This window comes from Nostoc sp. FACHB-888 (assembly GCF_014696655.1).
Taxonomy (GTDB): domain Bacteria; phylum Cyanobacteriota; class Cyanobacteriia; order Cyanobacteriales; family Nostocaceae; genus Nostoc.
This window is the reverse complement of record NZ_JACJQM010000004.1, coordinates 156,593-180,369: the sequence shown is the minus strand read 5'-3', so window position 1 is coordinate 180,369 and position 23,777 is coordinate 156,593. Positions and strand designations below refer to the sequence as shown.

The window sequence follows — 23,777 nt, the reverse complement described above, 5'->3', positions numbered from 1 at the left end:
CCCTGCGGGAAGCCGCTATGCGTCTACGATTAAAAAATATTTTTCCCTAAAGAGAGAAATAGAAAATTTAATAAATGATTTAGGCCTGCGATCGCATCTGCTGCCCTTTAGGTCTTATCCTAAAAAAGTATCAGTTAAAACCTCCAAAAGAGAATATACCTGTGAAAAAAACTTTGTTTCTCAGCCCTCCTTCCTTCGATGGGTTTGATGGCGGTGCAGGTTCGAGATACCAAGCCAAGCGCGAAATTACTTCCTTCTGGTATCCTACATGGCTGGCGCAACCTGCAGCCCTCGTGCCTGGTAGTAAGCTTGTAGATGCCCCCCCACACGATCAAACAGTAGAAGATGTCATCGAAATTGCTCAAGATTACGAGCTAATTATCATGCACACCAGCACGCCTTCGTTGCCTAATGATGTAAAGTGTGCCCAAACAATCAAGGCTCAAAACCCGAATGTCAAGATTGGCTTGATTGGAGCGCATGTAGCAGTATTACCAGAGCAGACGCTGGTTGAAAACCCAATCATTGACTTTGTATGTCGTCACGAATTCGACTATACCTGCAAAGAAATAGCAGAAGGTAAAAATTGGGAAGAAATCACAGGTTTAAGCTACCGCGATCGCCAGGGTAATATACATCATAATCAAGACCGCTCTTTGATTTATGATTGGGATTCGATGCCTAGTGTATTGCCGGTTTATCACCGTGATTTAGATATTACAAAATACTTTATTGGCTACTTACTGCATCCATACATTTCCTTTTACACTGGGCGGGGCTGTCCGGCAAAATGTACCTTCTGCCTTTGGCCGCAAACAATTGGTGGACACTTGTATCGTACTAAAAGCCCAGAAGCAGTTGGGCGCGAAATGGAAGAAGCCAAAGCGATTTTCGGTGACAAGGTGCGAGAATATATGTTTGATGACGACACCTTTACTATAGATAAACATCGAGCGATCGCAATTAGCGAACATATGCAACGACTTAAACTGACATGGAGTTGCAACGCCCGGGCCAATCTCGACTATGACACCCTCAAACAACTACGCAATAATGGCTTACGCCTACTATTAGTAGGATTTGAATCTGGCAATCAGCAAATTTTGGATGGGATTAAGAAAGGAATTAAGCTAGAAGTCGCACGGAAGTTTATGGAAAATTGTCATAAACTTGGCATTACCGTACACGGCACTTTTATCATTGGTTTACCCGACGAAACCCAAAAAACAATTGAAGAAACGGTGCGCTTTGCTTGCGATATTAGTCCTCATACAATTCAGGTTTCCATCGCAGCCCCCTATCCTGGAACAGAACTTTATCGCCAAGCACAGGAAAATAATTGGTTTAGCAACAATTCCTTAGTTGCCAATTCAGGAATTCAAATGTCCACATTGCAATATCCAAATCTCTCCAGTACTGAGATTGAAGATGCAGTTGAGAGGATGTATCGTAAGTTCTACTTCCGTCCTAGAGCAATTATTCCAATTGTCAGTGAAATGCTCAGTGATCCTCAAATGTTAGTGCGCCGCCTACGTGAGGGGCGGGAATTTTTCTCTTACTTGAAAGAGCGTCGTACCCAGGCAACTGCTAAACCAGAATCAGTAGTTGTTAGTTAGTTGTTGGTTATTTTTATCAAGAAAGGCAGAGGGCAGGAGGCAGAAGGGAATGTCCAATTGTTAATATCGTCACAAGATAAAAGTATCCCTATTTACCGACAATATAGGGGAGAAAAACCCGTCTTACTTCCGATGCACCCCGCAGACTTGGCTCGATCATCGCTGTGAACCAGGATGGATCGCCCTTTAGGAAGTGAGCATGGAGATCAACCAACTGTCCATAACGATTGGCAATTTCTTGAATTGCAGTGTTCATGCGCTGGAGGTTCTTGCGAGCGATCGCCGGTTCAACACCCAAGAAATTGCGCCTATCATCCCCCAAGGTTGGATCGTACACATTACCTAGCAGAACAGGACGGATTGGTAAATTCTGCACAAATGTATCGAGGGTATTGGCAAAGGTTGTGATTCCTGCACCGGAATCTCGAATTAATCCCCGTAGTAAATCGTTACCACCGATAGTGATGAGTGCAATTGCCTTTCCTTCCACTCGCAATCCTTGCACCTGAGCAAGCATTGAATCAACCGTCGCACCATCACGGGCGCGATGTTCGAGACGAGCAGGTTGGCGTGATTTCAGGTCTTGACCTTGAAACTCCGGAAACAGGCGATCGTCATTCTGGACAAGGAGTTGTCCGGGATGAACCCCAAACTCGTTATATCGTCCGCAATCTAAAATTGAGTCCCCAAAAGTATATAGTGTCAGCATTTCTTGCTCCTGTCGATTGCAGCCCAAGAGAGCCAGAAAACTTGCTCCTCCAGCTAGTTGAATAAACCGTCGTCGTGTAGTTTGAAACGGAGCCATAACACTCTCCTGTTTATTCGACGCTACCTTGACTTTAAATAAAGTGCCATAAACCCAGTGAAGTTTTGTTGAAGAAACAGCTAAAAATTGGGTAATAAAGTTATAAATGATGGCAAGTACCTTGCAACCACATCACACCACGAAGTAGATTGTACGCAAGCAAATAAACATACATTTATTTGCGTACCATTGAAGGAGTTTTACATCGTAAAACATCCATCCCTAGAGTAGTTTTCAGATGTCTGAAATCTGGCTCAACACCCCATCTCTGACCGTAAAGCCCAACAATCTCCAGAGTAGAATAAGTTGTTATATCTAAGTAGAGTAGTTATTAAACTAACTCGCCCTGTGCAAAAACCAGGAATAACAATGCTGTAGTTTTTATTCAGTACAGCTAATAGCTTTTCTTAGTGCCATTTGTCAATGTAACTAATTATTTTGAATTAAAATTAAACGACATTTATCCACTTCTTAACCTTAAAGTTATTAACTTTAAGCAAACTGTACTTGACTACTATCGATTGCAAGTTCCGGCAAATCTGATTAACGGTATTGGACTAGCCTGTGTTGCAGGCTGGAGCGTGAAAGAACTCTAGTCTTCTAAAAAGAACTGTCGAAACCCAACTTATTCAGAACAACTCACAAGTTTTATGGCAACTGGTAATCACGTAATTTTCCTCCATCCAGATGGAACCAGTCCATCTCATTATGCGTTCGCAAGGTTTGTAGATAAAGGCCCCGACGGACGTTTGAACTGGGACAATCTAGCTCATGCTGGGGTTTATCTGGGTCATATGGAAGACCAGCTGGGTGGAACATCCAATGCTGGTGCTGTTACCCATGCAACGGGTGCCAAGGTCTATGCAGAATCCTTTGGCTTAAACGCCGATGGTTCGTCAGTTGCTTCCTTATCTGGCAACACTGGTAAGACAATCGTGCAGGAAGCAGTTGCTGCAAATAAGGTGACAGCGCTGGTTCAGTCTGGTGCCATATATGAGCCGGGTACAGCTGCATTCGTTGCTCAAGTGGGTGAACTAGTTGTCGATGGAGAGCGAATTCCGCCTCGTCAGCAAACAGCTGAGATTGCCAAGCAGGTGATCGAGTCTGGAGTTGACTTTATTTTGGGCGGTGGTGAACTTACCCTCTTACCTATAGGTACTGATGGCTTTCACGGTACAGCAGCCGAACTAGATGCTCTCAGCACTAATCCTATCCAACGCCCCAGTGAAAACTTGATTGAACTGGCTAAAAGCAAGGGCTACACAGTTGTTTATAACGAGCAACAACTCAAAGACCTACTTGACCCAGCAAAATATTCTACGCCACCAACGAAAGTGCTGGGCGTATTTGCTCCTATCCATACCTTCAACGATCGCCCAGAAGAAGTCTTAACTGAGCGGGGACTACCTCTTTATAATGAAACAGCACCGACGATCGCCGAAATGCTGGAAGTCACCCAAAAGTTGATGGAAAAGCACCCTAACTTCAACAATGGCTCTATTGCGATCGTTGAAGAGGAAGGAAGCGACAACTTCGGCAACAATAATAATGCTGCTGGTACTCTAGAAGGTGTGCGTCGAGCAGATGCAGCGATTGGTGTCGCACTAGACTTTGTTGATAAATACTCGAATACCTTACTCTTAACTGCTGCTGACAGCGATGCGGGTGGTTTACAAGTGATTGACCCCCTTACTCCCGATGAGCCAGTAGGTACTATCAACAACAACCCCACCACAGAACCACGTCCTGTTCCCTTAGATGGTCAAACTGGGGCGGATACCCTACCTTTTGTCGCTGCACCAGATGCTAACGGAGATGTCTTTAACTTCGGAATTGGCTGGGCAGGTACGCCCGACTTTAGCGGTTCTATCGTCTCAAAAGCTCAAGGTTTGAACGCAGACAAACTGCCTGCGACAGTGGACAACACGGGGATGTACGAGTTGATGTATGAGACTCTGTTTGAGACAGAATTACCATCTCGAAATCCTGCGCCGACACCCGCGCCTGAAGCTACTAAAGACACTGGCAATGTCATCTTCATTCACCCAGATGGCACTAGCCCTTCCCATTACATGGCGCTACGCAATGTTGACAAGGGCCCAGATGGCAGGCTTAATTGGGACGAAATGTCGAATGCCGGGGTCTATCTGGGACACATGGAAAACCAGTTAACGGGTACATCAAATGCTGGGGCAGTCACTCATGCTAATGGAGTCAAGGTCTTTAATGAATCTTTTGGTCTGAATGAAGATCAATCTCTTGTTACCCCCGCTTCTGGCAAAACTGGCTACACTATCCTAGAAGAAGCTATTGAGGCTGGAAAAGCTACTGCACTAATCCAGTCTGGTCAGTTGGCAGAGCCTGGAACTGCTGCCTTTGCAGCTGAAACCACCAACCGATTAGGTGACGACATTCGGGCACGGGATAAGTACGCCGAAATCATTGAGCAGGTAATTCGCTCTGGTACAGATGTGATCATGGGCGGTGGTGAGTTATATATGCTGCCGCAGGGAACTACTGGATTCCACGTCACCTCTGAAATTGATGCTTCGGAAAGCCGTCCAGAGCGCCGCCCAACCACTAACTTGATTGAGTTGGCGAAGTCCTTAGGTTATAGCGTGGTCTATACTGAGGAACAAATGAACCAGGTGGTCAACAGCGATAACCCGCCACAGAAATTGTTGGGCGTGTTTGCGGCGACTGACACCTTCGACGATCGCACTGAAGAGGAACTAGGTCTAAATAGCGAAAATCCTCTGCCACTCTATGTGGCAACGGCTCCTACAGTAGCCGAGATGCTAGATGCATCTTTGAAAATCATCAACAAAGATCCAGATGGCTTCTTTGCTGTGGTAGAAGAAGAGGGCAGCGACAACTTTGCTAATAACAATAACGCTGCGGGTACGATTGAAGCTGTACGCCGAGCTGATGCGGCAATTGGTGTAGCGAAGGATTATGTTGATACCAAAGACCCCAACACTTTAGTAGTTACCGCCGCAGACAGCGATGCAGGTGGCTTGCAGGTGTTTCAATATACTCCCTATACTCGTCCTCCAGGGAACTCCACTGATAACCCTCCTCTGGCAGATAGTGAACCTACTGTTCCCTTTATCAACGTTAACCCAACAACAACTAACACAACTCAGAACTTCTTAGATGGTGTTAATGGTAGCACAGCCAGCGAACAGGCTCCTTGGAAACCTTTTCAAGCTGAGGATAGTATAGATGGCCCGATGGGCAACTTTGGTGTTGCTTGGGTCGGTACTCCTGATTTCCCTGGTAGCATTGTTTCTAAAGCTTACGGGATGAATGCTGACCAACTGCCCAGTACCTTAGATAACACCGAGATATACAACCTCATGTACCAGACGATGTTTGGTGTAACAGCAGAAGAGGCAGCAGCACAACAAGAAACTAAATTAGTATCTGGGACTTCTCAAGGTGACCAGTTAATAGCAGGTGATGCAACTTTTGACGGTATCAATGACTCCGTATTTGCTGGTGCAGGGAATGACGAGGTTGATACACAAACAGTTTCTTCATCAATCGCTGGTAGTAACCGGATCAGTTTAGGTAGTGGCGATGATGTGATCTATGTCAACAAGGGCGATCGCGCTTTTGGTGGTGATGGTAATGACGTTTTTGATGCTACTGATGGCAAAGGCGATAATCGCCTATCCGGTGGTGCTGGTAATGATGTATTCTACCTGGGTAAAGATGATCGTGCCCTTGGTGGTGACGGTGATGACAAACTCTACGTCCAGTTCGGGGGCGATAATCTAATTTCTGGTGGCAAAGGTAAAGATCAGTTTTGGATTGTCAGCAGTGAATTGCCAGAGGCTGCCAATACAATTCTCGATTTTGAAAAGGGTAGTGATGTCATCGGGATCCTCGGTAGTGCTAGCTTGGGTATTAACGCTAATACTATAGCGTTGAACACAGTAGGAAGTAATACCGCAATTGCCTTTGGTGGTGAAACTCTTGCTATTCTCAATGGTGTTACTGATGTAGATGTTAATACCAGTTTTGTTTTTGCCTAATTCACGCCATTTATTGTGAGTATTGAACTGCCCAGACCTACTTTGTTGAGGTCTGGGTTTCTGCATCCAGACTCTTAGTGTCACAGTGGTGTTTATAATGTTGCTTTATTCGTCTCAAACAAGTATTTCACGGACGAGTAAGCTTTTTCTACCTTCAAAAACTTTATGGGCAATACAATTGCAAACTTTTAACTTTCCTCTTGGGGATAACCATTTTTCTCACGTTTGAGGTTTTCTTCTAGGGCTTGAATTTGTTCACGACGAGCTTCCAATTCTAAGGAACGCCGCGCTAAGTCTTGGTTTTGTAACGTCAAGGATTGTCGCCAATGTTCTGCTCGCTCGGCTTCGTGCTGCAAAAATTCTGGGGTAATACCAATAGTGAGGTAGTTTTGTACCAGATGGAGTACCCAGTTGGTAGCGTCTTCTATTCTTTCAATGTCGCCTGTAGAGGAAAGTTCTACTAAAACAAGCAAGTTTTCACTCATAACTTTTCCCTTCCCTAGCAGAATGAAAGCCTCTTCGGGAATTATCGCCCACAAGTTATCAGCTTCTTGACGCGCCAACAAGCGTAACTGGTGCTGGTCTAAAAAATCATTTTTACGCACCTGGGCTAGATATAGCATGAGGGTCGCTTCGCTCCAATTAAAAATTAAAAATTAAAAAAATTTAATAAAATAATAAGTCCCAGAATTTAGATTTGGATCTTGTTAATTGGTAATGGGTAATTGGGAATTAATAATCCGATTACCCATTACAGTTATCCTAAGCCACGCAGGCGATCGCTACGACAATCCCTTCAGACGATCGCGCAAAATTTCAGCTTGCTTCTGTGCTTCTGCTAAGGCATCCCGCGCTCCCTGTACCACATCAGCTCTAGCTCTATCTATGAAACTAGGATTGTTTAATCTGGTACTCAGGGATTGAACTTCGGCTTCAGCTTTACTCAAGCTTTTTTCTAGCTTGGCACGTACAGCTTCAATATCTACCACACCGCTTAGAGGAATTAGCACCTGTATTGTACCAATTACACCTGCGATCGCATTTTCTGATTCTTGTGGCTGTTGTAATTCACTCTGCGGGAAAAATCGGCTCCATAACCTAAGTCTCGCTTCAGCAGTGAGTAAATTTTGGCTAACAAACCACGCTGTGTAACCAAAACCAACTAGTTCAAAGAAAGTTCCGACGATGGGAATATCATCAATAGCATTTCCCGCAGCTAAACCCAATCTACCAAAGACAATAGCCACGATAATTAAGCCAATTGTCTTCAAACCCCTCTGAGGTTTTTTAACAGCAACAGTTTGGTTTTCTTGCTTGTCGGTAATAGTTAAAGTCTCAACCTTCGCCAAATCTTTAATATAAGACTGTCCAGCAGTGAGAACTTCCCGCTCTTTTTCGCTTTCAGTTTGCAAATTCGCTGTCACTTTTACCCCTGGCTTAATATCCGCCTCAGCTCGCAAATTCCGAATTGTGCGGATAGTACCAATCAGCAATTCAAACTGTTCTTCCAAAGCTGGATCAATTAGGTTCGCATCTACCTGGGGATATATTTGTAACGGTAAAGTTTGCGGTGAATCTGCTGGTTGTTGGGTGAGAGTCTGCCAAATTTCTTCGGTAATATGAGGCATCAACGGATGAAGCAGTTTTAAAATTCCTTCCAATATGTAGCCGAGAGTTTGCTGTGCTACCCGCCGCGATACTGGATCGGCATCTGCTTGCAATCTGGATTTCACCAGTTCAATATATTGATCGCAGAAATCACCCCAGATGAATTCGTAGAGTCCTTTGGCTGCTTCCCCTAAACCGTAATTATCGATGTAATTGGTGGTTTGTTTGATAACTTGATGATACCGCGAGATAATCCAGCGATCGCTCAATTCTGTGGCTACTGGATTCCCCAATTGTTGCGGCGTTTGTCCATCCAAATTCATCATCACAAAGCGGGCAGCATTCCACAACTTGTTTGCAAAGTTGCGGGATGCCTCAACTGATGCCGATTCATCCTTTTTGCGATCGTATTCTAAGCGGATATCTTGACCAGCACCAGCCACTTCCCTAATTAAGGTATACCGCAGGGCATCAGTACCATATTTGTCAATTAATAACAATGGGTCAATGCCATTACCTTTGGTCTTTGACATCTTCTGACCTTTTTCATCCAGCACCAAACCATGAATGTAAACTGTTTGGAAAGGCATTTGCTGCGTAAAATGCCCAGCCATCATGGTCATTCTGGCTACCCAGAAAAAGATGATGTCAAAGCCTGTCACCAAAGTGGTAGTCGGGTAGTAAGTTGCTAAATCTTGAGTTTGTTCTGGCCAGCCCAAAGTTGAAAACGGCCAGAGTCCAGAAGAAAACCAAGTATCTAGCACATCTGGGTCTTGTTCTAACTTGACATTTTCGCCAAATTGTGATTTAGCTTTTTCCCAAGCTTCGGTTTCCGATTTTGCCACCACAAACGGCGTGTTATCAGTAATTTGCCCATCTGTTTCACTAACAGCGTACCAAGCAGGAATTTGATGTCCCCACCATAACTGACGAGAGATACACCAATCAGTGAGTTTTACTAGCCAATCACGATAAACCTTTGTCCAGCGTTGGGGGACAAACTCTGGAGAAGTTTGCTGGTCGAGGAATTCGAGAGTGTTGTCAGCTAAGGGACGAATTTTGACGAACCACTGAGTCGAGAGGAGGGGTTCAATAGGTACTTTACCGCGATCGCTGTAGGGAACGGTATGCTTATAATCTTCTATCTTCACCAAAAAGCCATCTGCTTCTAGGCGAGAAACCACATTCTTTCTAGCAACAAAGCGGTCTTGTCCTTGAAACTCCCCAGCGTTGGCGTTGAGAGTGCCGTCTTTGTTCATAATGTTGATGAACGGCAGATTGTGACGCTTACCCATGTCAAAATCGTTCAGGTCATGGGCGGGAGTTATTTTCACGCAACCCGTGCCGAAAGTGGGGTCAACATATTCATCGCCAATGATCGGAATTTCTCGTTGTAGAATTGGCAGAGTTACAGTTTTACCAATGAGATGTTTGTAGCGATCGTCATTGGGATTAACTGCTACAGCCGTATCACCCAGCATCGTTTCTGGTCGAGTTGTCGCCACCTCTACAAAACCGGAACCATCGGCGAGGGGATAGCGGAAGTGCCAGAGATTTCCATTCACCTCTTGATTTTCAACTTCTACATCAGACACAGCCGACTGAGAAGCAGGACACCAGTTAACTAAATATTCACCACGATAAATTAAGCCTTCCTCGTAAAGGCGAGTAAACGCCTCCACAACAGCCTTAGATAAACCCTCATCCAGGGTAAACCTTTCCCGTGACCAATCCACCGAGACACCCAAGCGCCGTAGCTGATTCAGAATCGTTCCCTCAGACTCCGCCTTCCATTGCCAAGCGCGTTCTAGGAATTTCTCGCGCCCCAATTCGTAGCGAGTCTTACCCTCTTTTTTGAGTTGCTTTTCCAGCATACTATGCACAGCAATGCTGGCGTGGTCAGTTCCGGGTAGCCATAGGGTATTGCGTCCCTGCATCCGGTGGTAGCGCACGAGGGTATCAATCAACGCACTTTCAAAAGCGTGACCCATGTGCAAACTGCCAGTGACATTCGGCGGTGGAATGACGATGCAGTAGGGTTCGCCGCCTTTGTTGGGGTCAGCTTTGTAAACTTGGTTGTCTTCCCAGAATTTTTGCCACTTGGCTTCAGTGGAAAAGGGGTCGTAGAGACTGGGGAGATTGGGAATAGTTGCGGTCATGCTGGGCAAACTAACTATGGAAGGACTCTAATAAATTTTGCCACAGGGTTGGAGAGGGTTTGTTTAGCAATTCTCGAAATCGTGGATATACCCTTAAAAAATCTATCTGGAAATGCGAAATCTATTTTTGACCCTTGTAGTTATCTTGCATAAATTCCGTAGCTGATATCTGTATATTCATCCAGAAAGACTCATGAAATTGAAACCAGGTTTATTTCAACTCATAGTGTTCGTTATGACTGTATCGCTACTTGCTTCTTGTGCGACAACCCCAGAAGCAAGACAGTCAGATTGCATCTCCACAACCTCGCCAAATGAACAAGCTAATAACTGTTCTCCCTCATCTAATGGTAGCGGCACAAGTGGTTACTCTGGTGGGAGTAGCATTAGAAGATCCGGTTTTGGTGATTCATCGGAGGCCGGGACTTCTAGGGGTTCTGCCAAGGGCCGTGGTGGTTTTGGTAGTTTCGGTCGCGGTGGTCATGCGGGTGGATAAGAGAGTTATGAATATTTTCAACAGTCCTCAACGAAAGCGTCTATTTCAGTCGATGAAAATGGGTTGGTACAACTTTGCTCCTATTGAAGAAGGAACAGGTATACCTCTGACTGACCAAGAAACACCTTACGCTCTTTATTACTGCCATCAAGTTTTACCGCAGACGATACAAGAAATCCAGCAAGCATCGGAATTAGTCGGTAGTGTTTTAACCCAAGTGTGGGAAATTATTCGCACTCTTGATGAGGATACACTACTTTACTATGGATTTCCGGAAGCTACCATCAAGTTAGTTAAATATGACTTTCTCGCACCATTTTGTATGCGTCTTGACTGGTGCTGGAATCAAGAAAAAGGGATAAAAAAGGTAGTAGAAACTAATCCCCAAACTCCCAGTTTTTGGTTTGAGTGTACGGATGGCAATAACAAAGTCGCCAGACATTTTGGATTGCAAGAACCCGTTTTAGATGCTCAAAAAATATTAAAAATAACACTTAATCAGCATGTAAATAGAGCCGCATTAAATTTGGGTAAACCAGTTAGAGACTGTTGCGTAGCATTTACAGCTTTGAATAATGCCGAAGATTTAGGTACTATGCGATGGCTAAGAAATTACTTGGAGTCCAAAAGTATCATTTTACCCTTAGAATATCTTGGCATCAAAGATGGTGAGTATCTATTTGACCAAAGAACAAAAAAACCAATAGATATACTCTTTATGTGGTATCCAGTGGAATGGCTAATCCATGATACTGATGAAAAAGGTGAAAGACTATGGCCGGCTCTAGAGCAATTAATTTTTGAGAATAAAATTGTGATTGTGAACTTTGGTTCTGCCTTTGCACTGCAACCAAAAAGTGTATTTGCCCTGATTACAGATTTGGGATATGACTTTTTTTCTGGCAAAGATGCTGGGACCGTCTGGGAATATTTTCCTAAAACATCACTGAGTGCAACAGCAATAGGTAATTCATACTTTGCCAAACCTATTTTAGGAAGAGAAGGTGAAGGAGGATTTGCAGTTAATTCAGGAAATATCTCTGTGCGTAGTAGTAATAATGACCCTTGGTATACACAACAGAATTATGTTTATCAAGACTTATTAGAATTTCCTAAATTAGAAATTGATGGCAAGTCAATGACTCAGGTTTGGGGAGCATGGCTATATAACAATGGTAATGACAAGTTTATATCTGGAGGTGTAGGAATGCGCCTTTCTGAAGGGGAAATTACAGATAATTTATCCTATTGGTGTCCTATTGGATGCTAATTTTAATAACACCGATAATTAGAGGCAAATATGAAACCTCAAACCACGACCCCTTCACCCTGGACATACATACCCACCCTCTACTTTGCCTCTGGCATACCTTACATTATCATCAATACAGTTTCCGTAATCTTTTACAAAAAGCTCGGAATAGATAATACTCAAATTACTTTGTGGACAAGTTTTCTCTATCTACCTTGGGTCATCAAAATGTTTTGGGGCCCGGTTGTCGATATTTATTCTACCAAACGTCAATGGATACTTTATACTCAATTTGCCATGTTCGCTTGTTTGGGTTTGATAGCCTTCTCTTTGCAACTGCCAAATTTCTTTTTCATCTCCCTCGCAACATTAACAATAGGAGCATTTATTTCTGCAACTTATGACATTGCCACAGATGGCTTCTATCTGCTGGCTTTATCTCCAGAACAACAAGCCTTATTTGTTGGCATTCGCTCACTGTTTTATCGAATGGCTGTCATTTTTGGCTCTGGAATATTAGTAGTCTTAGCAGGTCAGCTTGAAGTTTCTCTGAACAACATTCCTTTAAGCTGGACGATAGCCATTGGCTTCTCAGCTTTGATTTTAGCTATCCTGTTTATTTTCCATCGCCTAATTTTACCCTTACCTGAATCAGATAACCAACGAAAAATACAAGCTAGGGAATATATACCTTTTTGGTCAATTATTAGCTCATATTTTGCTCAAGATAAAATTATAAATATTTTAGCATTTATCTTGCTTTACAGACTTGGTGAAGCAATGCTTGTGAAGATAGCCTCTTTATTTTTATTGGACAAACCGGAAGTAGGAGGCTTAGGGTTATCAACATCAGATGTCGGGTTAGTCTACGGGACATTTGGGGTAATATCTTTAATCTGTGGAGGAATTTTAGGAGGCTTACTAATTTCTAAATATGGATTAAAAAAATGTTTATTCCCTATGGCTTTAGCATTGAATTTACCTAATGTATTTTATGTGTATATGGCTTACACGAAGCCTTCGCTAACATTAGTGTATCCCTTGGTTTCCTTGGAGCAATTTGGCTATGGTTTTGGATTTACAGCTTTTAGTGTTTATTTAATGTATATTTGCCAAGGCGAATATAAAACTTCTCATTTTGCTATCTCCACTGGCATGATGGCTTTAGGAATGATGTTACCCGGATTAGTTAGCGGTTATCTGCAAAAATCACTTGGCTATCCATTATTTTTTGTCTTGGTCTGCTTGCTTACCATTCCTGGAATGATTGCTCTATTTTTTATTCCTTTAAAAGAAGAATCGAAGCGTCAAAATAATTAATATTATTACCAATTATGAGTTATGTTTTGGGAATAGATGGCGGCGGTAGCAAGACTGTTTGTGTCTTGATGGATGATTTGCGTCAAGTGCTAGGTCGTGCTGAAGCAGGCCCATCTAATTATCAGAGTATAGGTATCGAAGCCACTCTACAATCTATTCAATTAGCAATTAAAAATGCAGTTGAAGCAGCAATAATTACAAATACTGTGAATATTGATGCGATATTTTTGGGTTTAGCAGGTGTAGGTCGTGCAACAGATATCGAAGTAGTAAAAGGTTTAGTTGAAGAGTTACAGAATAACAAATTGCCTATTACTTGGGCATTACAACCAGCGAATATTGTAATTTGTAACGATGCTTTAATTGCTTTAGTTGGTGGAATTGGTCAACCTGTAGGAATTGTGGTTGCAGCAGGTACTGGTTCGATAGTTTTCGGACGAAATCATGAAGGACATACTAAGCGAGTCGGCGGCTGGGGGTATATTCTAGGAGATGAAGGTAGCGCTTATAAAATTGCGATCGCAGGCATGAACGCAGCATTAAAATCTTATGATGGGCGGGAAATATCAACAAGTTTGATAGAGGGTTTCAAACAGCATTTTGATTTGGAAAGTATAGAAGATTTAATAGAAGTAGTATATCGCCGAGAATGGGGAGTTAAACAGATAGCAGCTTTAGCACCAGTTGTAGATTTTGCAGCAGCGTCAGGCGATATAGTAGCGAATATGATAATTGATGATGCTGTAAAAGAGTTAGTAAAAGCTACATCTACAGTAATTGATGCAATTTTTACTGCCGACTCAGTTTTAGAAGTAGTCACAACGGGAAGTGTATGGCGCGGTAGATGCAACATCCATAAAAGATTTGCAGCGTCTCTTGTTAGGAAGTTTCCTAATGTAAAGGTGATATTTCCGAGGTATGAGCCTGCTTATGGTGCTGGTTTGTTAGCGTTGCAGACAACTCAAAATTGACGCGAAGAAAGCAATAATAGGAGTTTTCAGTCTGCAAATATGCGCCCTAAGAAAGTTATTATTTCAGACCAAGCAGAGGTGGTAGCACTAGAATCATAACGATAACCGTCGTCGCGCATGAATGTATGTTCTGCTTCATACAAGAAAACTTGATGAGGTATGTTAGCATTTTCGATTGCTTTTATTATGGTTTGGCGATCGCTATCTGGTATATGAGGATCAAGACTACCAAACACCATTAGCATCTCGCCTTGAATTTCATTTACCCTCTGGATTGTATCGGCTACCTCTTTACCCAGTTTGCCACTGGGAATCCCAGTAGGGTAACAGCAGACACAAGCCCGAATTTCGCTTTGAAATGCGGCGCGGAAAGCTAAATGTCCACCAATACAAAAGCCGAGAGTGCCTATTTGATTTGGAGAAACCGCACTCTCTGTTTTCAGAAATTCAATTACAGCAAGGCAATCGGCATCATAATCAGCTATCGAGGTTCGACGAGCATCGTCATTACCCCGCATCCGTCCCAGATCGTCTGGCTCAATTACTAAACCAACTGGCTCAATTCGGTGAAAAATTTCTGGGGCTGCTACTACATAGCCGTATCCTGCTAAGTAGTTAGCTAGACGAATCATTGCATCACCTAACTGATAAATATCACTGTAGAAGACAATACCAGGGTATTTTCCTGCTGCTTTGGGAGCCGCAATATAAACACGCATTAAGCTGCCATCTACTCTTAACTCAACGTTGCGCTTAGTGATTTGCACTTTTTTGTCTCCGTGTTCTGCTTGCTGTCATTAGCTTCTACACTATAGCGCCGCAGCATCCGGTTACTTTCAATCCACAATTTGGCGTTCTTTTTCCAGTGAAAGTTTGTTGCGATCGCCTTAATACACCCGTTACCTTAGTGATGGTAGGCTATATAGCTGTTTTAGCACCAATTGTAAATTTGGCAGCAGCATCAGGTGATATAGTAGCGAATTAAAAGAAAAAATTATTTTTTAAATGAAAAATAATGGATAGTAGCCAAAACTCAAATAAATTCTTTGATTTCAATTCTTTTGAACTGATGAAAAACTACAAAAAAAATTATGTTAATAGTCGTAATTATATTTACAACTCTCAAGAAGACAAAGATTTTAAAGAAAAAGTAGAAAAACCATTTAATGATTTTTGTCATTTAATATGCCAGCAAATACCAAACGAAATTGCTGTTAATAATTTTTCTGGAGTAGTAGTAGAAATTAAATGGTTTATTTCTTATGCAGAAGTTCACTTGCACACATATTTAGATAAATTTTCAACTTTATATATAGAAATGACAGAGCTAGGTATAGAAATACGATTTGTAGAGGATACAGGTGAAGTTTTAGCCGAAAATATTGCCGATATTAACCCTCTAATAATGTCCAAAATAGTTGCCCAAAATATACGCGTATTTACTGAACTTTCAGATATAAGGTTTAATAGTTATTTCTGGGAAAAAGATAAAATTTTAAATAGTTCTTGGGAATATTTAATTGATGAATTTAATCAATGGTTTAAAGATTATGTTCCTTTTTTATGGCTATCAGTATCTAATGAATTAATACCATCTATTAGTAAATATATAAATCCGAATAATCCTAATTATAGCTTAAAGGACTTTGCTCAAGATATTGGCTTAATTGCAGAAAGCTTAGAGCGGTGGATACGCATAATACATCGTAAAGGTCAAGCAATTTTATATGGTTCACCTGGAACAGGAAAAACTTATATTGCTGAAAAACTTGCTCAACACTTAATCGGTGGTGGTGACGGCTTCTCAGAACTGGTGCAATTTCATCCAGCATACTCTTATGAGGACTTTATTCAAGGTATACGTCCTCAAAGTCAAAATGGAATATTAGCATATCCACTGGTTCCAGGAAGATTTGTAGAATTTTGTAAAAAAGCTGAGTCTCGTGAAGATACTTGCGTTTTAATCATTGATGAAATCAACCGTGCTAATCTTGCACAAGTCTTTGGTGAATTAATGTACTTACTTGAGTACAGAGATAGAGAAATTTCACTAGCTGGCGGTAACAGGTTTCGCATCCCGAAAAATGTCCGCATTATTGGGACAATGAATACAGCAGATAGGTCTATTGCAAATATAGACCATGCACTCCGTCGTCGCTTTGCATTTATCGAACTTCGCCCAAATTATGATGTACTGCGACGTTATCACCTAAAAACAGGTTTTGCAGTAGAGGGATTAATTAACATTTTACAGCAATTAAATCAGGCGATCGCAGATAAAAATTATGAAATTGGTATTTTATTCTTTTTAACAGACAACCTACGTGAGGATATAGAAGATATATGGTGCATGGAAATTGAGCCATATTTAGAAGAGTACTTTTTTAACCAGCTACAAAGAGTAGATGAGTTTCGCTGGAAGAAAATCAAGGATCAGCTATGTATACAAACCCAGCACAACCAATAATTATTCAACTTACAGAATACGAAAATAAATCATTAACACTTGATGAAATACCCTATTCAGCCGGGGTTGAGTTATATGAGAAATACAAAACACAAGTAGATATAGAATTTCCTACCTATACAACGAAAGAACATTGGAAACTGAAAGCTAAAGGATGGGTAGGTTACATTCCTGTAACTCCTGAATTTCATCTAAAAATAAATCCGAAAGTGCCTATCCAAAACCTCTTCGGAATGCTGGAATATGCCTACAATTTAAAAGGGTTTCGCTTTCTCGAAGGGTTGATGGATTGTGAATCTCTAAAGGAATTTTATAGTAATCTGGCTCAGATATTAGCCCATAAAGTTTTAGAACGATGCCGCAAAGGATTATATCGTACTTACTTGCCTAAAACACAGCAGCTTTCTTATGTGCGCGGAAGGCTAGATATGCAACAGATAATTCAAAAGCCGTGGAATGTTAAAATTAAATGTGATTACGAAGAACATACGGCTGATGTTAAAGGAAATCAAATACTGGCATGGACACTTTATATCATTGGTCGTAGCAATTTATGTTCAGAAAGAGTATCACCAACAATACGAAAAGCTTATCACGCTCTACAAGGATTAATAACGCTGCAACCTTGTAGTGCAGAAGAGTGTATTGGAAAGTACAATCGCCTCAGCAAAGACTATCGACTATTACATATTTTATGCCGATTCTTTTTAGAAAATAGTAGTCCCAGCCATGAAAGGGGAAATTACAAAACCTTACCCTTTCTTGTTGATATGGCACATTTATATGAACTTTTTGTTGCAGAATGGCTTAAGAAAAACACGCCGCAAGGCTATTTTTTCAAACAGCAACATCCAATAAAAATTAGTCAAAATCGACACTTTAGTATAGATATATTACTGTGTGATGCTGCTACTGGCAAAATAATAGCAGTTTTAGATACAAAGTATAAAGCTCCTGAACAGGCAGGATATACAGATATTCATCAAATGATCAGCTACGCTAACACAACAAAATGTGAGCAAGCCTTTTTGATATACCCCAAAGACTTGACACAGCCACTAGATATTAAAAGCAATCAAATCGGAGTCCGCAGCCTCACCTTTTCCCTAGATGATAATCTTGATCGCGCAGGTCAAACCTTCTTAAAAAACCTTTTTCTCCTAATCCCTCAGAACTCACACCAATAATTAGTAAAGGGGATAGATGACATTCGCTTGTGGCGAAGCACCCATCCCCGAATAGCTGCCCAGATCATGAACCTGGAATCTATAGTCCGGTATCTAATAATCACAGTATCGGCCGAGATATGTAGATTGTCACTGGGATAGATACTGATTTACGAAATACCTACGAAAAGATTGTTACACAATTACTCTTGTTCACCCTTAATTCCGCCTCCCATCGCCAACAGCGCCGTTCCATAAGCTGCTTCTGTGTACACTGACGCGACTACAGGAACCTGCAAATGACGCGCCCTAATCGCAGTCCAAGTTTCATTCGCCGCACCACCGCCAGCAGTATAAACACGGCTCAATTTGTCTGCTCCCATTTGCTGTAATAATTCATACCCTCGCGCTTCTATGCGGGCAATGCTTTCTAACAACCCATGCAAAAATTGCACTGGGTTATCTGGGCGTGGTGACAAACGTGGGGCTAAGTTGGGATCGTTAATCGGAAAGCGATCGCCTGCCTTCAACAATGGATAATAATCTAACTCGCTGGCAATTGAAGCATCAATCTCCCGACTAAGGCTTTCTAACTCAGCATTTGTGAAAAATTGCTTTAGTACTGCACCTCCAGTATTAGAAGCACCACCAGTCAGCCACAAATCCCCCAGGCGATGGCTGTAAATCCCATATCTGGCATCTTCTACACGGGTACGACTTAACAACTTTAGTACCAACGTTGAACCAAGGGAAGTCACGGCTTCACTAGGTAATTTTGCTCCACTGGCGAGAAAAGCGGCAATACTATCAGTTGTACCTGCACATACCAGGCAATCACGGTGCAAACCCAACTTATCGGCAATTTCAGGACGCAATTCGGCAATGGGAGTACCAGGGATTAAAACTTTGGGTAGCTGAATCGGTATTTGCAAATTTTCTAGCCATTTTGGGTATTTCAACTCTTCCACGTCATAACCCAGCTTTAAAGCATTATGGTAATCGCTAATCCCCAACTGTCCATGTAGGAGAAACGCTAGCCAATCTGCTTGATGCAAGAAATATCTAGCTTCACTAAAAGAGGGTTGTTGCCTCATCCACAAAAGTTTAGCGAGGCTGGAGGTGGCACTCAACACGATATGATTGGGTGGTGCGATATTCCTCAAATCCTCTAGGACACATGATCCCCGCGCATCGTTGTACAAAAGTGGTGCATCTACAGGATTGCCAGCACCATCAACCAGCAAGACGGTGGAAGAAGTACCATTAATTGCGATCGCTTTAATTTCTCGCCGCAATTGATCAGGTATTTGTTCCACCAGCACAAACAAAGCCTCCTGCCAAATTTTGGGCGTAACGGCGGCTGGGGAGTCCTGGAAGGGATATCGCACCTGTGCCTGGATGCTAGCTTCCTCATCAACCACCATACCGCGTGCGCCAGAGGTGCCAAAGTCGATACCCAAATAGAAATCCATAGTTTTATGAATTTTTTTAATAAAGAATCATTAACGACTACTGATTAATAACTGCTTTTGTTGCATCTTGTAACAAGATATTCCCCAATCTTGGCAAAACAAGGAAAAGTAGTAAACGAACTGTTCAAAATCTATTCAGGTTAGGAGGTTTTCAGCCATGCCTATCTTAGATACTCTGTACATCGCTCAGATATCTTCCATCTCGGATTCTCAAGTCTACATCGCTCTAGTTGTGGCGCTGATCCCAGGAGTTCTAGCTTGGCGATTAGCCACAGAACTTTACAAATAACGGTACGATGTGACACAGTTAAAAAGCTAATAATCCTGGCATTACGGGGTGCAATTTCCAGACGCTTGTGGCTTTATGCCATAAGTTGCTAAAAAGCTAGCACTTACGTAAGCCAGGTTATTTTTTAACTAGTGCAACACTTGTAGCTATTTCATAAAAATGAAGTAATATGACAGCTAAATCGAGCAGTAATTAGCGCCAGAGCGCTTTTACAGTGCTTCCCTTCACTAAGCGAGGTTATTTTTTAGCATCATGAACGCCACTCAACCCTCCAGACCACCGTTACAACCTATACAAAAACGCCGGGTCATTCCTCGACCAAAGCGGCATCTTCGTCAACGTTCTTACCAGGTGATGGCAGTGGAAAGCACAGCTAAAATAGCTGTTAATCTCGTCATTACAGCCGTTGCAGCATCCGCTTTAGCACAACTTTTGCCTTATCATTGGTCACAGCAAGGAAAGTTGCGAGAGATTAGTACTGAAGTCAAGTTGATGGAAGGACATGTCAATGGTTTGCAGACAGAATTTAGCCGTAACTTTGATCCTCAGCAAACTAAAACTATTATGCAACAACAGGGATACCGATTTGATCCCAGCCAGCGTCGCGTGGTGTTGATGAATCCAGATCGCCGAGAAGATGCACAAACAGACTTATTACCCTAAGACAAATAGCGAATTTGGGATTATTTAAGTTTCTTGTGATTCTGGCTACGTATACACTGGGTGTTAATTTATATTATTGCTAATAAATAATGGCTAATAGGTAATTTTTGAATAACTATATAGTTATCATTTATTAGTCATTAACGATACAGGGTCACCAAACTCTAATTCAAAATTTAATAATTTATTTTGAATTTTGAATCTGACAGAAGGATTAATCTACCAAATAGAACGCCCAGGAAATAACAAATCGTTTAGCCAATTTTCGATTTGTAAACGCAAACGAGAACCAGTAACGTCCCTAGTTGTTTCGATCGACGGCAGTTGAGTGAGGGCGCGACGATAATCAGCGATCGCACAATTCCAGTCACCCCAAAGATGGTAAGTTCTGCCGCGTTCAGCCCAGATATGACCTTCTAGCTGACCGAAAAGCAGTGCTACCTCAAAATTCTCAATTGCCTCCTCATATTGCCCCAAATCACGCCAGGTAATGCCTCGGTTAATCCACGCCCGGACATGGCGAGGATTCAAATCAATCGCTTGATCGTAGTCGACAAGTGCTGCTGCTAATTCTCCACAAGCCGCGTAGTAATTTGCCCGATTATTATAAGCACTAGCCAAATAGGGATTAAGTTTGAGGGCGGTGTTATAGTCAGAAAGCGCTTTTTGCGTTTCGCCACTTTGAAAAAAAATTAGCCCCCGATTGTTGTAATTAACGGCATTATGGGGATGGCGGAAGATTAGTTGGCTTAAAAGTGCGATCGCCTCAGTATAATTTCCTTGTTGAGCCAACCTCAAAGCACAAGAGCGTAAATAGCTATCTCCCAAAGTAGATGCGCCACTGTCATTTTTCCTACGTTCTTGGGCTTTATGTATAATATTTAGCGAAAAATTATATTTGTTACTTTGCTGGTCACCGTCAGCTAAAAATGAGTGAATATTCATCTTTTTCTACATTGAATCAGTGCTTTGTGGAATCAAATTCTAGTTTTTGCCTGTTGGTGGTTTTACCACTATGTCTATTTTTAAGGTATTTAGGCTTACCTAGAAGCCATCTCAAGAGAGAACTGTAACCTAGTAGGACAAGAGAAATCTATGCCCTGAATAAACAATTGATCCTCAAACCTAATCATGAATACTTCATCCCCAGGGTGAATTCCAGAAATAGCAGATATCAATCTCAAAGACTGGTCAAGTAGTGAGGGCTACAAATTGGTAGAATGCCAACAAGCCGTTCTTCTAGAGATGAGAAAGATGGTAAGGAGACAAGGGAGATAGTGAGAATAACCATGCCCCATTCCCCAGTCTCTAGATTTGATTTTTAAGTTTTGAGAAATTTTCCGATGACAACTGCAATTTCCTATCCCAATGCCCCTGATTTAGCAACCGATGATTACATTGTTATCGGCTTGGCAACCTGCTTCGTCAAAGAAGATGGAGAAGTTTATCAAATCGAAGTTATAGAACCGATTCCCTCTGCGGCTTTGGAAGCGCTTTTAAAGGGCATCCCTACCTCCTATAAGCTGGCTCATGCAACAACTTTGGGATCTGTGCTGGATGGCGATTCACAACTGTTGCCTGATGGCTTCCCAGAATCGGCTCAGTTTGGAGAAGAATTTGTGCCACGGGCATTTGCAGCAGCGCGTACCTACAAGCGTCGTGAATCTGCAAAATCTTTAATTCCTTTAGGTACAAACTACACTGAATTTAAATATTCTACTGAGCGTAAACGCGTATTAAATGCTGCTAGAGTTGTCACCAAAGAAGACAACATTAAACAGCATTCTCACACTCACAAAGTTCTTTAAGTAATTATGCTAAAACTTTACGGGGGCGCTCGTAGTCGAGCGTCAATTGTTCACTGGTATTTAGAGGAATTAGAAGTTCCCTACGAATTTGTCAAGCTCGATATGCAGGCGGGCGAACACCTCAAGCCTGAATATTTGGCAATTAACCCAGTTGGTAAAGTTCCAGCCATTGTTGACGGGGATTTTCAGCTTTGGGAATCTGGGGCGATTTTGCTATATCTTGCCGATAAGTATGGTAAAACTGCACTTTCACTCCAAGAACGTGCTGTATTTTCTCAATGGGTTTTGTTTGCTAATGCTACCCTTGGTCCAGGAATTTTTGTAGAAGCAAGTCGCGAGCGGGAAATGCCCCGCTTGTTGACTCCGTTAAATGAAATTTTCAGTAAGCAACCTTTCTTGCTTGGTAATGAGTTCACTGTTGCTGATGTGGCAGTAGGGTCTATTCTGAATTACATTCCCATCATGCTGAAGCTAGACCTCAGTTCCTACCCAGCCATGTTGAACTATATGAAGCAGTTATCTGAGCGTCCAGCATTTCAAAAAAGTATTGGCGGACAGGCTTAAAATAGTTCGTAATTCGTAACCGAATTATTTGCTACGAATTACGAATCTTTTAACGATAATTTGTAAATTGCAAAGCCACTGGGTAGTCTTCTTGTTTAAGCCGTTGCATCACTACTTGTAAGTCATCTTTAGATTTGGCAGAAACTCGCACAGCATCCCCTTGGATCGAGGCTTGTACCTTTTTGAATTCGTCCCGAATCAATTTGGAAATTTGTTTGGCGATTTCCTGACTAATGCCTTTTTTGAGTTTGATTTCTTGACGCACGCGATTACCACTGGCTGATTCAACTTTGCCAAAATCAAAGATTTTCTGGGAGAGGTTACGCTTGGCGGCTTTCTCTCGCAAAATGTTGTGTACAGAATCTAAGGTAAACTCGCTGTCAGTACTAACGTTAATGCTCTCTTCGACTAACTCGACAGTAGTTTCAGTGTCTTTGAGGTCGTAACGACCTTTGATGTCTCGGATAACTTGATCGACGGCGTTAACCAACTCTTGTCGGTCAAAGTCGCTCACAATGTCAAAGGAAAAAGTAGAAGCCATAAAACATTTTAGATTTTAGATTTTGGATTTTGGATTGGGCATTGGGCATTGGGCATTTCTTCCCCTGCTTTCCCCTGCCTCCCCTGCTCCCTCATCCCCCGTTCCTCACTTAACTAGTAGCTTGGACGATACTCAAGAAAAAGAGAGTGACAGAGCTAAGAATGCCAATGGCAAACATCAGCGATCGCAAAAGGGGTACATTCAAAATATAAAAAATTGAGTAGAGAAAACGGGCCACCACAAAAGCGATCGCAGCCACTTGTGCTGTCAAAGAATTTAGACCTGTTACGTATGCCATTAATGCTGCTGCCGCAAACACCATAAATGCTTCAAAGGTGTTTTGATGTGCCCAAGTGGCTCGTTGGGCGTATGGTGGCAATTTATCAAACATAGCACGAGGAGTAGAAAACATTTCATACCCAATACGCGTACGGGCATAAGCTACCAGCAAAAATGGCAGGTAAATTAAAACGGCAGCAGCAGCGATCGAGTACAAAAAAATAATCATTATTTATTAAGCATTGGTTATGAGTCATTAGT

At 42.1% G+C, this 23,777-nt stretch carries 20 protein-coding genes and 1 pseudogene; 12 read left to right on the top strand and 9 right to left on the bottom strand.

The annotated features are described in order from the left end of the window. The first annotated feature begins 161 nt into the window (after positions 1 to 161). Positions 162 to 1,616, top strand: a complete 1,455-nt coding sequence (gene hpnJ / locus H6G26_RS04580) for a hopanoid biosynthesis associated radical SAM protein HpnJ (protein WP_190728126.1) — start codon at positions 162 to 164, stop codon at positions 1,614 to 1,616. Positions 1,617 to 1,704: 88 nt separating this feature from the next. On the opposite strand, the gene H6G26_RS04575 is transcribed toward hpnJ, so the two are convergent. Beyond that, positions 1,705 to 2,421 (bottom strand): SGNH/GDSL hydrolase family protein, encoded by a 717-nt coding sequence (locus tag H6G26_RS04575; RefSeq protein ID WP_190728125.1) that lies wholly within the window; start codon positions 2,419 to 2,421, stop codon positions 1,705 to 1,707. A gap of 178 nt (positions 2,422 to 2,599) precedes the next feature. Beyond that, positions 2,600 to 2,713: pseudogene (locus tag H6G26_RS41735) on the bottom strand (transposase); the annotation flags it as partial. A gap of 358 nt (positions 2,714 to 3,071) precedes the next feature. Here H6G26_RS41735 and H6G26_RS04565 point away from each other — a divergent pair. Beyond that, positions 3,072 to 6,461, top strand: coding sequence for an alkaline phosphatase (locus tag H6G26_RS04565; RefSeq protein WP_190728124.1), 3,390 nt, complete (start codon positions 3,072 to 3,074; stop codon positions 6,459 to 6,461). Positions 6,462 to 6,649: 188 nt separating this feature from the next. On the opposite strand, the gene H6G26_RS04560 is transcribed toward H6G26_RS04565, so the two are convergent. Further along, positions 6,650 to 7,084 (bottom strand): hypothetical protein, encoded by a 435-nt coding sequence (locus H6G26_RS04560; RefSeq protein WP_190728123.1) that lies wholly within the window; start codon positions 7,082 to 7,084, stop codon positions 6,650 to 6,652. A gap of 159 nt (positions 7,085 to 7,243) precedes the next feature. After that, positions 7,244 to 10,228: a valine--tRNA ligase gene (locus tag H6G26_RS04555; RefSeq protein ID WP_190728122.1), complete on the bottom strand. Its 2,985-nt coding sequence runs from the start codon at positions 10,226 to 10,228 to the stop codon at positions 7,244 to 7,246. Between the two features lie 193 nt (positions 10,229 to 10,421). Between H6G26_RS04555 and H6G26_RS04550 the strand changes: the two genes are divergently transcribed. The 4 genes from H6G26_RS04550 to H6G26_RS04535 are packed head-to-tail and all read left to right on the top strand — an operon-like array spanning position 10,422 to position 14,267. Further along, positions 10,422 to 10,724: a hypothetical protein gene (locus H6G26_RS04550; RefSeq protein WP_190728121.1), complete on the top strand. Its 303-nt coding sequence runs from the start codon at positions 10,422 to 10,424 to the stop codon at positions 10,722 to 10,724. Positions 10,725 to 10,731: 7 nt separating this feature from the next. Continuing rightward, positions 10,732 to 11,994 (top strand): glutathionylspermidine synthase family protein, encoded by a 1,263-nt coding sequence (locus H6G26_RS04545; RefSeq protein WP_190728120.1) that lies wholly within the window; start codon positions 10,732 to 10,734, stop codon positions 11,992 to 11,994. Positions 11,995 to 12,024: 30 nt separating this feature from the next. Further along, positions 12,025 to 13,296 carry an AmpG family muropeptide MFS transporter gene (locus H6G26_RS04540; protein ID WP_190728119.1) on the top strand — a complete coding sequence of 424 codons (1,272 nt, stop codon included), beginning with the start codon at positions 12,025 to 12,027 and terminating at the stop codon, positions 13,294 to 13,296. 14 nt (positions 13,297 to 13,310) lie between these two features. Then, a complete protein-coding gene (locus H6G26_RS04535; RefSeq protein ID WP_190728118.1) occupies positions 13,311 to 14,267 on the top strand; it encodes a BadF/BadG/BcrA/BcrD ATPase family protein in 957 nt (318 codons plus the stop codon). A 26-nt stretch (positions 14,268 to 14,293) separates the two neighbouring features. On the opposite strand, the gene H6G26_RS04530 is transcribed toward H6G26_RS04535, so the two are convergent. Next, positions 14,294 to 15,034, bottom strand: a complete 741-nt coding sequence (locus H6G26_RS04530; RefSeq protein WP_190728117.1) for a dienelactone hydrolase family protein — start codon at positions 15,032 to 15,034, stop codon at positions 14,294 to 14,296. Between the two features lie 248 nt (positions 15,035 to 15,282). On the opposite strand from H6G26_RS04530, the gene H6G26_RS04525 reads away from it, so the two are divergent. Both H6G26_RS04525 and H6G26_RS04520 read left to right on the top strand, forming a co-directional pair. After that, a complete protein-coding gene (locus H6G26_RS04525; RefSeq protein ID WP_190728116.1) occupies positions 15,283 to 16,734 on the top strand; it encodes an AAA family ATPase in 1,452 nt (483 codons plus the stop codon). Beyond that, positions 16,707 to 17,921 (top strand): restriction endonuclease, encoded by a 1,215-nt coding sequence (locus tag H6G26_RS04520; protein ID WP_190728115.1) that lies wholly within the window; start codon positions 16,707 to 16,709, stop codon positions 17,919 to 17,921. The genes H6G26_RS04525 and H6G26_RS04520 overlap by 28 nt, the downstream gene beginning before the upstream one ends. Positions 17,922 to 18,103: 182 nt before the next feature. Here the strand turns inward: H6G26_RS04520 and H6G26_RS04515 are convergent, their stop codons facing one another. Further along, positions 18,104 to 19,372, bottom strand: coding sequence for an FGGY-family carbohydrate kinase (locus H6G26_RS04515; protein ID WP_190728114.1), 1,269 nt, complete (start codon positions 19,370 to 19,372; stop codon positions 18,104 to 18,106). A 199-nt stretch (positions 19,373 to 19,571) separates the two neighbouring features. On the opposite strand from H6G26_RS04515, the gene psaM reads away from it, so the two are divergent. Then, entirely contained in the window at positions 19,572 to 19,661 is a 90-nt protein-coding gene (gene psaM / locus H6G26_RS04510) for a photosystem I reaction center subunit XII (RefSeq protein WP_229559674.1), read from the top strand. Positions 19,662 to 19,913: 252 nt separating this feature from the next. Then, complete coding sequence (locus H6G26_RS04505; protein WP_190728112.1) at positions 19,914 to 20,324, top strand: hypothetical protein; 411 nt, start codon at positions 19,914 to 19,916, stop codon at positions 20,322 to 20,324. A 219-nt stretch (positions 20,325 to 20,543) separates the two neighbouring features. Here the strand turns inward: H6G26_RS04505 and H6G26_RS04500 are convergent, their stop codons facing one another. After that, the gene (locus H6G26_RS04500) at positions 20,544 to 21,269 is read right to left on the bottom strand and encodes a tetratricopeptide repeat protein (protein WP_190728111.1); all 726 of its coding nucleotides are present in this window, start codon (positions 21,267 to 21,269) and stop codon (positions 20,544 to 20,546) included. Between the two features lie 398 nt (positions 21,270 to 21,667). On the opposite strand from H6G26_RS04500, the gene H6G26_RS04495 reads away from it, so the two are divergent. Together H6G26_RS04495 and H6G26_RS04490 are read left to right on the top strand one after the other, a co-directional pair. Beyond that, on the top strand, positions 21,668 to 22,132 hold the full coding sequence (locus tag H6G26_RS04495) for a hypothetical protein (RefSeq protein ID WP_190728110.1): 465 nt from the start codon (positions 21,668 to 21,670) through the stop codon (positions 22,130 to 22,132). A 6-nt stretch (positions 22,133 to 22,138) separates the two neighbouring features. Next, positions 22,139 to 22,696 carry a glutathione S-transferase family protein gene (locus H6G26_RS04490; RefSeq protein WP_190728109.1) on the top strand — a complete coding sequence of 186 codons (558 nt, stop codon included), beginning with the start codon at positions 22,139 to 22,141 and terminating at the stop codon, positions 22,694 to 22,696. Between the two features lie 49 nt (positions 22,697 to 22,745). Here the strand turns inward: H6G26_RS04490 and H6G26_RS04485 are convergent, their stop codons facing one another. After that, complete coding sequence (locus tag H6G26_RS04485; protein WP_190728108.1) at positions 22,746 to 23,237, bottom strand: YajQ family cyclic di-GMP-binding protein; 492 nt, start codon at positions 23,235 to 23,237, stop codon at positions 22,746 to 22,748. A gap of 109 nt (positions 23,238 to 23,346) precedes the next feature. Next, the gene (locus H6G26_RS04480; protein WP_190728107.1) at positions 23,347 to 23,745 is read right to left on the bottom strand and encodes an MAPEG family protein; all 399 of its coding nucleotides are present in this window, start codon (positions 23,743 to 23,745) and stop codon (positions 23,347 to 23,349) included. Positions 23,746 to 23,777: the final 32 nt, after the last annotated feature.